The sequence below is a fragment of the Chryseobacterium aquifrigidense genome (assembly GCF_006716485.1).
In the GTDB taxonomy this organism is placed as follows: Bacteria; Bacteroidota; Bacteroidia; order Flavobacteriales; family Weeksellaceae; genus Chryseobacterium; species Chryseobacterium vietnamense.
This window is the reverse complement of the sequence record NZ_VFPD01000001.1, coordinates 1810691-1822256: the sequence shown is the minus strand read 5'-3', so window position 1 is coordinate 1822256 and position 11566 is coordinate 1810691. Positions and strand designations below refer to the sequence as shown.

Here is an 11566-nt window from a genome sequence, read left to right as displayed (position 1 = left end):
TAAATCTATATTGTTATGTATAACAGTCTTGTTTTCAGTAAATAAATTTAAAATTTATTTCACTGTATTGTGTTTTTTTGTAATTTTGATATCAAACATTCAAAAAAACAAACCATGAAAAAATCCAATTTATTACTCAGTATTCTGTGTTCTTCATTTATGCTTGGACAGGTAGGGATTAACACCACTTCTCCTCAGGGAGTTCTGGATGTCACCTCAGCTAATTCAGCAGTTGTACTCTCCAGAAATGCCAATCCTCCGGCCAACGTAACAACGCCTGCTGCGGGAATGATCATCTACGATTCTACCAATAAAACCTTAAGGTATTATAATGGAACCCAGTGGAGTACCGTAATTTCCTCCCAGACGCTTACAACGGCCAATGAAGGTGTTGTTAAGCTCAATAGTGGAGCAGGAGTGAAACCCACATTTGCATTCAAATCTTCAGGAGGGGTGCCTTTAATGACGTATCAGAATATTGTTTATCAGACACCGATGAATATTGTGACAGACTTTGCGGCTCCTCCTACCACCACATGGCCGGAAAATATTACCAACCCGGTACCCGCAGATATATATGATCCGTCAACAAACCGGTTTTTAGAGAACCCTATTGCTGGACAGGTTCATATGTGGAGGGTCATTGTGAGTTACAGTAATAAGAATAACGGTTCTGTAGCATTTGTGACTGTAAATCTCTCCAACCCACTTCCTCCTTCAACATTCTCCATAGATCAGACCGCTGTTGCTCCCAATGGGGTAACTTCAGGAGATCTGGTTTTTTATCTTGTGAGTGTTGCGGATCCTTTATCCATAGGAAGCGGATATCTTATTAAAATAAAATCTGATACCTCACTAGATGCTACTATTAACAGTATCACAAGGATTTCACAGGCAAAAGATTAACTCATTATTAAAGCTTATTTTCAAATTGACCAATGTCAGACAAGAACAAACTGATAAGGTTTGTTCTTGTTTTCAAGCTCAGTATGCAGATTTTCTGGTCTCCGGAAAACTATTCATCATGCCGTTATCCCTGATGAGTATTAAATATACCACACATTGCCAAACTTCTGGATATGGTTATGCTGGTCTGCCTTACCGGAAAAGAAAGAACTTTAAGTGAGTTTAAGATGAGCATTGAAAAAGCAGGATTAAAGTTTACCCAGCCTATTCCTATTGAAACAGAAGCAAAAGCATTGTTGAATGTGAAAAAATATAAGTTTCAATTTTTATTTTTAGTTGCATGATTAAGTAGGAGGCGCTCAACAATTTTGTTGAGCGCTTTTTTTATTTCAATCCAGATGCAAATATTCTGCTTTAATTTTGGGTATTTCCCGATTTATATATGCTGTCTCAATAATTTATTTATTTTCTCAAAATTTATAATTTATTCTCTTATATCATTATAATGAAAATTATATTTTACAGACATTATTTAAAGCTGTAATTATTTAACATATACACAATTTTTCTATTTAAAATGTTGTTTTTCAATTATTTAACATAATAAAATAATTCACATTGCTTTTGATTTATTTTATATTTTTAAAATGATTATTTAAATTTATTATTAATCATTAAAAAAAACAAATTATGAAAAAAACAATTTTATTAGGTGCTATTTTGCTAGCTGGTGTAGTTAGCGCATTCTCTTTCAGAACCTCTTGTGGAAGTGTTGTAAATGTAACGCAAACAGAAGGATATACAATGGAGCAGATAACAAGTTTTTTAGAATTTGTTAATTACAATGAATGTGGTACTAGACCCAAAGGAATAACTCTTTATATTCATTAATAACTTTAACTCATACTTCAAGCAAAGTATCAATAATGCTTTGCTTGAATATTTAAGCTATGAAAATTTACTACAGCCTACTTTTCTCTTTATTTATAATTATTGTTAAATCTCAGGGAGGATTTAATGTTGTATATGAAGCTGATTATAAATTAGTTTATAAAAGTCAAACCAAAAATGCTATTACTCAGGATGCGGCATTTGCTCTTTTGATGAACGAGAAAGAATCTTATTATAAAAATATGAATCAATATGTCGGAGATTCCCTTCGTTTTGAAAAAAAGCTTCATGAAAACAGTCCGATTGAAGAACAAATGAAATACACTTCGGAATTTCCAGAAAATATAGGAACAACAACGGGAAAGATTTATATAACTTTTAAAACTTCCAATGAATACTTTAAATATGAAGAAACAAATAATATCAATTGGCAACTTATAAATGAATTTAAAACAATTGGGAAATATAAATGCCAAAAAGCTATAACAAAAAAATATGGGAGAACCTGGATTGCATATTTTACCAAAGAAATACCCTTTCCTTTTGGTCCATATAAGTTTAGTAAATTACCCGGTTTAATTCTTGAGGTATTTGATGATAATGATGATTACCATTTTACGATGTATAATTTCAGAAAAAGGAAATATTATTGTAGTTCTGCTAATTTGCATTCTAATGCTAAGCCAGTGAAGAAAGAAAAAATATTTGACTACCAACGAAAAGAATTAACTGATCCTACTCTTTATAATAAATTCATTGAAGATCCTGAAGAGCGTCGTTCTCTCCTTAAAAAAGCAGGAAATAGAGCAAAAAATTACAATCCCATCGAATTAAGCATATACTAAAAAAACATCTCTCAGAGATGTTTTTTTTATTAAAAGAATTTAATTTTAATCTGTCAATTTTTTTGATGCTTTCTATTTTTTAAGCCTTTCGATTTCTTCTTTAAGCAAACCAATATATTCCTGCATCGTTTTTATAATTTCTATGCTTAATTCATTGCTGATATTTGCTGTAGCATTATTGTTACCTACATTGACTCCGGTATTATCATTAAAAACAGGATTTTCAATAACAATTTTAGCTTCCTCTTCTTCGTAGATTTCTTCAACAGGAACCTCTAAATACTGGGCAAGCTTGTTCCATTCTGCCTGTGTTATAGATACAGCACCGCTTTCTTTTCTGCTATAATTGGAGACGTCAGTAGGAATCACTTCAGCCATTTGCTGTTGAGTGAAGCCTTTCATCTTTCTTACTGTACGGAGTTTTTCTTTTTGCATATCAGACATTTTTACAAATTTGCAAAAAAAAATTAAATTAAAGAGAAAAAAAACCTTGTAATACATCTATTTTTCAATGTTTTTAGAAAGAGAAAATATTTTAGGATATGGGGTTTCCATCATGTAATTTTTACTTTAAAAATGATGATTAATGCTTTTAAAGCTTTATAAATATTGTTTTCTACAGAATTCTGTTTATTTTATTATTCGTTTTCAAACGACTACAAACGGATTTAAATAGTTTATAACCGACTGTGGTATCGGAACATCGCAATCTTTGCAACAGAGATTTGAGAAAAACAGTGAACGTCTCTTATCTGAATTTATTAATCTTTAAAATCTAAAAGTTATGTCACTAAGAAACAAAGTAACATTAATTGGTTACACAGGTAAAGAAGTTGAAATGGTAAACTTCGACAATGGAAATGTAAAAGCAAGTGTATCCTTAGCCACCAGTGATCACTACACGAATGCTAAAGGAGAAAAGGTAGAAGAAACACAATGGCACAACCTGATCGCCTTCGGGAAAACAGCAGAAATCTTTGAAAAGTATGTCTCTAAAGGAAAGGAAATTGCCATAGAAGGAAAAATCACCTACAGATCATATGATGATAAAGATGGGGTAAAACGGTATATCACAGAAATTCGTGTAGACGAGATTCTTTTATTAGGAGGTAAATAATAAAAACACAAATGATGAAAGTAAAAGTTTTTAAAATCAGACTTCCGGAAGAATTTCTCTACAGAGATCAGAAAATGCTGGATGATTTCCTTGAAGCCAATGAGATTATGAAAGTAGAAACAGCTTTTGTGAATGAGGAACGTTATTGGTCTGTTATATTGTATTTTGAAGAATTAAAGCTTACAAAAAGTACAGTAAAAGAACCAAAGGCAGTAAAATATTCTGCAGAAAATGATCTTTTGAATACAGATGAAGAAAAAATTCTGGACGCGCTGAAACTCTGGAGATCAGAAAAAGCCAGAGAACAGGATCTGCCCACTTATTTCATCGCCAGCAATAAAGAACTGATATCTGTGGCTAAGTATAAACCTGCTAAGAAAGAAGAATTGCTGGAAATCAAGGGATTTGGAAAACATAAGATTGAAAATTATGGTGAAGAGATTCTTGAAATCCTTGAAAGCGTATGATTTCTGAATAATTGATGCTGCAACAAGAAAAGCTGAGGAAAGACTTTCTTCAGCTTTTTATACTATGTAAAATTCCTTTCAATTCCTTACTTTTGCATTTATCAAAATGACATACAACAAATGAAGCCAAGTTTAGCAAAAGGGACGAGAGATTTTACGGCACAGGAAGTTTCCAGAAGAAAATATATCATCAGTATTTTACAGAATAATTTTGAATTATTCGGGTTTCAGCCATTGGAAACACCAAGTTTCGAAAATCTTTCTACGTTGACAGGAAAATACGGAGAAGAAGGTGACCGCTTGATTTTTAAAATTTTAGAATCTGGAGAATATATGAATTCTTTGAAAGAAAGCTGGTTAAAAAAAAGTACATTAGAGGCACAGATTGATAGATTAATAGATTCTATTGAACATTTCTCTAGTAACAACGATCGTTTTGATTTTCTTAAATACAAAGATTTACTTGGAATTACGTTTAACAATGAGTTTTCTAGTATTATAGAAAAATTTGATCTAAATAATGAAATAAAAGGATATAGTGAATATTTAATTCAAAATAATAATAATAAAAATTTATTTCTCGAAGGTTCATTAAGACATAAAATTGAAAATTTATATTTCCAAAATCTGATAAAAGAAATTAATTCAAAACAATTAACAAAAGAAATTTCAGATAAAGCTCTTCGCTATGACCTTACCGTACCTTTTGCAAGATTCGTAGCAATGAACCATGGTAAACTGACGTTTCCGTTCAAACGTTATCAGATTCAGCCGGTTTGGAGGGCAGACAGACCTCAGAAAGGAAGATACAGAGAATTTTATCAGTGCGATGCCGATGTAGTAGGAAGTGAAAGTTTACTACAGGAAGTAGAGCTGGTTCAGTTGTATCTTAAATCTTTTGCAAATCTGAAAGTTCCGGTAACCATTCATATGAACAACAGAAAGATTCTATCCGGATTGGCAGAATATGCAGGAATTACAGATAAGCTGATTGATTTCACTGTAGCACTGGACAAACTGGATAAAATTGGTAAAGACGGAGTTGTAAAAGAATTATTGGAAAGAGAAATTTCTCAGGAATCTATTGATAAGCTGGATTTCTTGTTCAGTCAGTCAGATGATGCGTTGGAAAATCTTCTTCAGCTGAAAGAAAAATTTGCAGGAAACGAAATTGGTTTGAAAGGAGTAGAAGAGCTGGAATTTGTTCTTACACAATCTTTGAACCTTGGTGTTGATATTCAAAATCTGGTATTCAATATTACTTTGGCAAGAGGACTGGATTATTATACCGGAGCTATTTTCGAAGTGAAAGCAGATGAAGTTGCAATGGGATCCATCGGAGGTGGTGGAAGATATGATAACCTTACTGAAGTCTTTGGCGTTAAAAACATTCCTGGAATAGGAATCTCATTCGGATTAGACAGAATTTATCTTGTGATGGAAGAACTTAACCTGTTCCCTGAAGAAGCATCAGCCAAAATAGAATATCTGTTTGCTAACTTTGGAGGTGAAGGAATTACAGAAGCATTGAAACTGATCATGAAGCTGAGAACCAAAGGAATTTCAGCAGAATTATATCCTGAGAATGCAAAGATCAACAAGCAGTTTACCTATGCTGAAAAGAAAGGCATAAAGAACCTTGTTTTCCTGGGGGAAGAAGAAATTAAAAATAATACAGTTACTTTTAAAAACCTTGAAGCAGGAGAGCAGAAAACGGTTTCTTTAGAAGAGTTTTTAGGAGAATAACATCATAGATATTTAAAAAAACAAAACAACCACAAAAGTAATTTTGTGGTTGTTTTGTTTGATGGGTGCTAAGATTTAAATATTTTTAACCTTTACAATCGGTTCAGAATTTGTAATTTGGATCCGATATTATAAAACAGGGTCAATGGATGTCCCTGTATCTACAAAAAACTTTTAAACATAAAAACCAAATGAATACTATTTGCGCATTGTGCGGTACACCGCTGACGGCTACAGATATGTCCGTAGGTAAAAATAAACTTGCTGACGGTGGTTATTTGTGCGCAGCCTGTTTTACTAAAGCCATTACGATCAACAGAGATCTCATTAATAATCTTGATCAGTTTTATTTTGCAGAAATTACAGGAATGATTTTGAAAAGTAAAATTGATGCCAGCCAGAATCCGGGAGGATCTCAATCTATGGCTAACAGCCGCTACGAATATGATGCCCCCACAAGACTGGATGAAATAAAAGATCAGATCGTTGCATTGAACGCAAGATTGAGTGTTCTGGCTAATGAAGAAGTGAATGAACTGGCTAATGTTCTGGATAGAGATGAAAAACTGCTGGCCATTGCAGAAGGAATAGATCTTCAAAGTAACAGAGAAGGAATCATATTTTCAACCCAGAAAAGAATTGCTTTTATTGATAAAAAATTTCTGGGTGGAGTTGTAAAAAATGAATTCCTCATTCAGGCTGTCTCTTCCATTGATCTTGATGAAACCCTTTTGTACTCCATACTTAAAATCAATACTTACCGAGGTTCAGCGCAGTTTAAGCTGCATAATAAAAATGACGGACGTGCATTTTCCAGTGTTCAAAGCAGAGGCACCAATTATACTGAAAACGAATTCATGCAAAATTCGAGTCCATTTCAGGCATTTACTCAAACAATTCCTGATCTGGTGCAGGAAAATGTCTATTCTACGGATCAGGTTGATTCAGGTGCAATTTTTGAGCAGCTGGAAAAATTGGGAAAACTGAGAGAGATTGGAGTTCTAACTGAGGAGGAATTTGCAGAACAAAAGAAAAAACTGCTTGATAAATTATAAAAGAAAAAGGAATGAGCGATAATTGTGCATTGTGCAATACAGAATTAACATCTATGGACACACTTTTGGGAGCCAATAAGCTTTCAGACGGTACTATTTTATGCAATAAATGTTTAAATAAAGTAAGCGATATCAATGATGAGTTGCTTTACAATCTTAATGCATTCAGCATTAATGATATCCATAAAATGCTGAGTAAAGAAAATACTGAAGCAGCTCAGGCAGTGATGATGGTAGAAAAGACCCTTCCTGCAGCCATAGATTCCGGTTGTCATCAAATCTCAAAAGAGGTATATAGGCGAAGACACCAAAAAATAAAGAATGAGCTGGAAAGGCTTCATGCCAATCTCTCGGTCTTTACCAAAGGAGAAATCAAAGAACTTCCGTATCTGATTTCAGAAGATGAACAGATTATCGCGATTACAGATGCTCAGTTTGTCAACACACTGGATGCCGGAGTATTGGTAGCAACACCATTGAGGTTGATTTCTGTATCAAAAGGCATGTTTGGTGCAGCAAAAATCAATATTTACCCTAATGAAACCATAAAGCTGCTGAGCTTTGTTACCCATCCGAGATCTCCCATCATTCAGCTGCATCTGGAAGAAAGAACAGTTGAGTTTGAATGCTACATGGATAAGGAAGATGCCGAGAAGTTCTATGATACAATAAAAAACATTTATAATAATCCACAGGAACAATCTTTAAAACAAATTACTTCAGCAAACAAAAGTGTTTCAGTTTCATCAGAAGAAATTTTTAATCAGCTTGAAAAATTAGGAAAACTGAGAGAAAGTGGAATCTTAACCGATGCAGAATTTGCAGAGCAAAAAAAGAAACTGCTGGAGCAACTAAAATAAAATATTTAACCCAATCATGAAGAATAAAGTATCTTCAAAAATAGTAGAGAGCTGGCTTAAAGGATGGTGCCTTTCAAGAGAAACACCTTTTCCTGTTCCCCATAAATCCGGATTCTATGTGAACGTAGGAGATGAAAAACAAAAAGAACGTTTTGTGTTTCCTGAGCTTAATGATGATTTTTTCCAACTTGCCAATTCAATTGATGAGCCCTGGATTTACCTGAAAGTATCCACTTCTCCTGATGAATTTATAGAAAAAATTCCTGAAAGATGGGAACTGCAGTCACAGGGATATTTGATGACCTGTTTTCATCCGATGCAATTTCCGGAAACCAGTCTTGCAGAAGGATATCACCTTGAATTTTCTGAATATAACACCACCTTTGTGGTCAGAATTGTAGCAGAAAATGGTGAGCAGGCTTCAATAGGCCGCGTCTCTCTTATAGATGATTGTGCTATTTATGACAGGATTATTACCGAGAAAAATCATCAAAGGAAAGGGCTTGCCCGTTTTTTACTGAAAGAACTGGAGACGATCGCTTTGTCCAAAGGATTTTCAAATAATCTTTTAGTAGCCACGGAAGAAGGAAAACTACTGTATGAAACCTTGGGCTGGAAACTATACTGTCTGCATACTTCCATTGTGATACCATCAGAAGATTAGATATTTTTATTGAATTAAAAATTATTACTAATAAACAGTAATTTAGCCCCATAAACTAATGCTATGAGTGAAAAATCAAGACTTGACGAAATAAGAGAAGAACTTAAAAAGCTGGATATCAGCCCTACCATATTTGCCCGAAAAGAAATTCATGAATTGCCGGATATCCTTTCAGCAGATGAAAAAATTGTCTCTCTCGTAGAGGGCCGAAACAAATTAAACAACCATCATATTATTTTAGTTGCCACCGACAGAAGACTGATTTTTGTGGATAAGGAATTCATGTATGGATTGAAAGTAGAAGACTTTTCTTACAGTAAGATAAGCTCCATACAATATGAAACAGCATTTTTACTGGCTTCCATAGATATTCAGGTTACAGATGACGTTGTAGAAATTGATGGAGCAGGAAAGTATCATGCTGAACTGTTCTGCGAAAAAGTAAGAGAATTCATGTCCCGTCCGGAAACACATTTCCAGAGTAAGCCTGAACCAAGTGTGTTAGATCAGCTGGAGCAGTTGGGAAGATTAAAAGAAACGGGGGTTTTAAGTGATGAGGAGTTTCTTGAGCAAAAGAAAAAATTGATAGAGAAATTATAACCGTTGTATACTGTTAACACAGTACTTTACGGGTATAACTAACACTTTTAAACTAAAACAATGGAAAACTATTTAGAAATTAATAAAAAATCATGGAATGCCAAAGTAGAACCTCATCTGAAATCGGATTTTTATTTTGTAGATGAATTTGTAAATGGCAGAACTTCCCTGAACTCAATAGAATTAGATCTTCTTGGAGAAATAAAAGGGAAAGCCATTCTGCATTTGCAGTGCCATTTCGGCCAGGATTCTATCTCCTTGTCAAGAATGGGAGCTAAGGTTACAGGAATAGACCTTTCTGACAAAGCGATTGATACTGCGAGAGGGCTTGCACAGCAGTGTAATACAGATACGGAATTTATCTGTTCAGATGTGTATAATCTGCCAAATATTCTGGATCAGGAATTTGATATCGTGTATACAAGCTATGGTACAATAGGATGGCTTCCTGACCTTGAAAAATGGGCAGATATTATCAATCATTTTCTAAAACCAGAAGGGCAATTTATTATGGCAGAATTTCACCCTGTTGTCTGGATGTTTGATGATGATTTTACGAAGGTAGCGTATAACTATTTCAATGAAAAACCTATTGTAGAAACCTACGAAGGGACCTATGCAGATCAGTCTGCATCTATCGTACAGGAATATGTCATGTGGAATCACTCCTTAGCGGAAGTTCTTGATAATTTGATTAAAAAAGATTTACAGCTGAATACGTTCCGGGAGTTTGATTGGTCACCTTATCCGTGTTTCAGGCATGTAGAAGAATTTGAGACCGGAAAATGGAGAATTCCACAGTTTGGAAATAAAATACCTCTTGTCTATGCGCTTATAGCACAGAAAAAATAAAAAATTAAGGGTCGTATTAAAATAAAAAGTCATCGTAAGATTGATTACGATGACTTTTTTCCTATATATGAATGTTAAAAAAACTGCTCTGTGTTGGTTAGCTCAGGGAGTCCTCAGCTTTTGTTTTTACTTCGTCTACCTTATTCTGGACCTGGGAAGCAACATCATTGGCTTTGCTTTTAAGGTCATTTCCCCACTTATTAAGATTGTCCTTTGCGGTATTGATTTTATCTTTTACAGCTTGTTGATCTTCAGGGCTTGAATTCTTATATTTCCAATAAGCTAATGCACCTAATCCTAGTAAAGCTAATAAACCTTTTGTCTTGTTTCCCATGATTTCTATTTTTTTAAGTATTAATATTAAAATTTGTTGTTATGAATAATGTAAAATACGTGCCAAAAAAATAAATGGACTTATAAAAAAATGTTAAATTTAGGAAAACACTTCAAGTTTTTCACCATCAAAACTGGCGAAAACCATAGTAGGATACGAATCCTGATGATAGATATTTCCATCTTTATCAATAGCGATGGCACCAGCAAACCCATCTATGACTGCAAGTTCATCAAATGTCTTACTGAAAGCCTGTTCAAGGCTCATTCCATCTGTAACTCTCGTTACAATTTTTGCTGCAGTAGCATTACTGACAATATCTTCACCTACACCCGTACAGCTTACCGCACAGAAAGCATTGGCATAATTTCCAGCCACCGTCGCGGAATCTGAAATCCTCCCTGGAATTTCAAAACCCTTTCCTCCGGTAGAGGTGGCAACAGCCAGTTTTCCTTCATGATCAATGGCTACGCAGCCTACAGTTCCTTTCCCTCCATTGGCCAATTTGGCTTCGTATTCTTTTCTTCTCTGAGGAATTTCCGTAGAAAAATTTTCAAAACCATTTTCTGTAGCATATATTTTAGCGCCATTTCCTCCTAAAACTCTGTCATCTTCATTGATGAGGTCTTTAGCAACAAAAATAGGGTTCTGCACATTTTCAATATTAATTACACCACTTAGCTTTTGAGTGTTTCCGTTCATAATGGCAGCACTCATACGGATCACACCATCACTCTGGATCTGAGAACCGATTCCTGCGTTGTATAACGGATCGTTTTCCAGTAAAGAAACAGCATAGGCAACAGTATCAAAAGCCGAATGTGTTTTAAGATAGTCGAATGCCTTCTGAGCAATTGCTTTTAAAGAATTCTGCTTTGCTGTTTTTACTTCGTGGCTTTGATCGCTTTCAGAGAAAAAACCTCCGTGGATAATTACTTTCATAGGTAGATATAGGTTTCGTGTTCCGGAGTTCCGTATTTATTTAAATCAATAATACAACCGGGCATTAATGAAGAAAGATAAGCATTTTATTTAAATACTGAGTTAATACGAGTTCCGAGTTCCGGGATCTGTGATTTCGGGTTTATTGCCTTTGAAAAAGAGATCGTGGTTAATTACATACCTCGACTCCCGAACCCCGTATTGATACGAGTTCTGGGATTATTTTCTTTTACAAAACGAATCTCTGTTATTTATATATCTCGAACCCCAAAACCCCGCATCCCGCA

At 34.4% G+C, this 11566-nt stretch carries 15 protein-coding genes; 12 read left to right on the top strand and 3 right to left on the bottom strand.

Annotated elements, in window-relative coordinates; genetic code table 11:
* Positions 1-114: 114 nt before the first annotated feature.
* The 4 genes from FB551_RS08110 (at position 115) to FB551_RS08100 (ending at position 2642) form a co-directional block, all read left to right on the top strand.
* Positions 115-906: a hypothetical protein gene (locus tag FB551_RS08110; protein ID WP_052186941.1), complete on the top strand. Its 792-nt coding sequence runs from the start codon at positions 115-117 to the stop codon at positions 904-906.
* Positions 907-1079: 173 nt separating this feature from the next.
* Complete coding sequence (locus FB551_RS23230; RefSeq protein WP_156121404.1) at positions 1080-1250, top strand: hypothetical protein; 171 nt, start codon at positions 1080-1082, stop codon at positions 1248-1250.
* 346 nt (positions 1251-1596) lie between these two features.
* On the top strand, positions 1597-1797 hold the full coding sequence (locus tag FB551_RS08105; RefSeq protein WP_142016633.1) for a hypothetical protein: 201 nt from the start codon (positions 1597-1599) through the stop codon (positions 1795-1797).
* 59 nt (positions 1798-1856) lie between these two features.
* Positions 1857-2642, top strand: coding sequence for a GLPGLI family protein (locus FB551_RS08100; protein WP_142016630.1), 786 nt, complete (start codon positions 1857-1859; stop codon positions 2640-2642).
* Between the two features lie 72 nt (positions 2643-2714).
* On the opposite strand, the gene FB551_RS08095 is transcribed toward FB551_RS08100, so the two are convergent.
* A complete protein-coding gene (locus FB551_RS08095) occupies positions 2715-3077 on the bottom strand; it encodes a helix-turn-helix domain-containing protein (RefSeq protein ID WP_142016627.1) in 363 nt (120 codons plus the stop codon).
* Positions 3078-3426: 349 nt separating this feature from the next.
* Between FB551_RS08095 and FB551_RS08090 the strand changes: the two genes are divergently transcribed.
* The 8 genes from FB551_RS08090 (at position 3427) to FB551_RS08055 (ending at position 10003) form a co-directional block, all read left to right on the top strand.
* Positions 3427-3759 carry a single-stranded DNA-binding protein gene (locus tag FB551_RS08090; RefSeq protein WP_047429680.1) on the top strand — a complete coding sequence of 111 codons (333 nt, stop codon included), beginning with the start codon at positions 3427-3429 and terminating at the stop codon, positions 3757-3759.
* Between the two features lie 11 nt (positions 3760-3770).
* Entirely contained in the window at positions 3771-4226 is a 456-nt protein-coding gene (locus tag FB551_RS08085; RefSeq protein ID WP_226798647.1) for an HRDC domain-containing protein, read from the top strand.
* 120 nt (positions 4227-4346) lie between these two features.
* Positions 4347-5972 carry a histidine--tRNA ligase gene (gene hisS, locus FB551_RS08080; RefSeq protein ID WP_142016624.1) on the top strand — a complete coding sequence of 542 codons (1626 nt, stop codon included), beginning with the start codon at positions 4347-4349 and terminating at the stop codon, positions 5970-5972.
* Positions 5973-6163: 191 nt separating this feature from the next.
* Positions 6164-7027 carry an SHOCT domain-containing protein gene (locus tag FB551_RS08075; protein WP_167497832.1) on the top strand — a complete coding sequence of 288 codons (864 nt, stop codon included), beginning with the start codon at positions 6164-6166 and terminating at the stop codon, positions 7025-7027.
* Between the two features lie 11 nt (positions 7028-7038).
* Positions 7039-7887 carry a PH domain-containing protein gene (locus FB551_RS08070; RefSeq protein WP_142016622.1) on the top strand — a complete coding sequence of 283 codons (849 nt, stop codon included), beginning with the start codon at positions 7039-7041 and terminating at the stop codon, positions 7885-7887.
* A 16-nt stretch (positions 7888-7903) separates the two neighbouring features.
* Positions 7904-8551: a GNAT family N-acetyltransferase gene (locus FB551_RS08065; protein ID WP_142016619.1), complete on the top strand. Its 648-nt coding sequence runs from the start codon at positions 7904-7906 to the stop codon at positions 8549-8551.
* Between the two features lie 63 nt (positions 8552-8614).
* Positions 8615-9151: a PH domain-containing protein gene (locus FB551_RS08060; protein ID WP_142018090.1), complete on the top strand. Its 537-nt coding sequence runs from the start codon at positions 8615-8617 to the stop codon at positions 9149-9151.
* Between the two features lie 60 nt (positions 9152-9211).
* A complete protein-coding gene (locus tag FB551_RS08055; RefSeq protein WP_142016616.1) occupies positions 9212-10003 on the top strand; it encodes a class I SAM-dependent methyltransferase in 792 nt (263 codons plus the stop codon).
* 97 nt (positions 10004-10100) lie between these two features.
* On the opposite strand, the gene FB551_RS08050 is transcribed toward FB551_RS08055, so the two are convergent.
* A complete protein-coding gene (locus tag FB551_RS08050; RefSeq protein WP_034695510.1) occupies positions 10101-10337 on the bottom strand; it encodes a YtxH domain-containing protein in 237 nt (78 codons plus the stop codon).
* 99 nt (positions 10338-10436) lie between these two features.
* Complete coding sequence (locus FB551_RS08045; protein ID WP_142016613.1) at positions 10437-11279, bottom strand: isoaspartyl peptidase/L-asparaginase; 843 nt, start codon at positions 11277-11279, stop codon at positions 10437-10439.
* Positions 11280-11566: the final 287 nt, after the last annotated feature.

Coding starts and splice junctions, on each gene's coding strand:
- FB551_RS08065 (WP_142016619.1), top strand. CDS start 7,904: ATGAAGAATAAAGTATCTTCAAAAATAGTAGAGAGCTGGCTTAAAGGA.
- FB551_RS08095 (WP_142016627.1), bottom strand. CDS start 3,077: ATGCAAAAAGAAAAACTCCGTACAGTAAGAAAGATGAAAGGCTTCACT.
- hisS (WP_142016624.1), top strand. CDS start 4,347: ATGAAGCCAAGTTTAGCAAAAGGGACGAGAGATTTTACGGCACAGGAA.
- FB551_RS23230 (WP_156121404.1), top strand. CDS start 1,080: ATGGTTATGCTGGTCTGCCTTACCGGAAAAGAAAGAACTTTAAGTGAG.
- FB551_RS08055 (WP_142016616.1), top strand. CDS start 9,212: ATGGAAAACTATTTAGAAATTAATAAAAAATCATGGAATGCCAAAGTA.
- FB551_RS08090 (WP_047429680.1), top strand. CDS start 3,427: ATGTCACTAAGAAACAAAGTAACATTAATTGGTTACACAGGTAAAGAA.
- FB551_RS08110 (WP_052186941.1), top strand. CDS start 115: ATGAAAAAATCCAATTTATTACTCAGTATTCTGTGTTCTTCATTTATG.
- FB551_RS08100 (WP_142016630.1), top strand. CDS start 1,857: ATGAAAATTTACTACAGCCTACTTTTCTCTTTATTTATAATTATTGTT.
- FB551_RS08085 (WP_226798647.1), top strand. CDS start 3,771: ATGATGAAAGTAAAAGTTTTTAAAATCAGACTTCCGGAAGAATTTCTC.
- FB551_RS08105 (WP_142016633.1), top strand. CDS start 1,597: ATGAAAAAAACAATTTTATTAGGTGCTATTTTGCTAGCTGGTGTAGTT.
- FB551_RS08075 (WP_167497832.1), top strand. CDS start 6,164: ATGAATACTATTTGCGCATTGTGCGGTACACCGCTGACGGCTACAGAT.
- FB551_RS08045 (WP_142016613.1), bottom strand. CDS start 11,279: ATGAAAGTAATTATCCACGGAGGTTTTTTCTCTGAAAGCGATCAAAGC.
- FB551_RS08050 (WP_034695510.1), bottom strand. CDS start 10,337: ATGGGAAACAAGACAAAAGGTTTATTAGCTTTACTAGGATTAGGTGCA.
- FB551_RS08070 (WP_142016622.1), top strand. CDS start 7,039: ATGAGCGATAATTGTGCATTGTGCAATACAGAATTAACATCTATGGAC.
- FB551_RS08060 (WP_142018090.1), top strand. CDS start 8,615: ATGAGTGAAAAATCAAGACTTGACGAAATAAGAGAAGAACTTAAAAAG.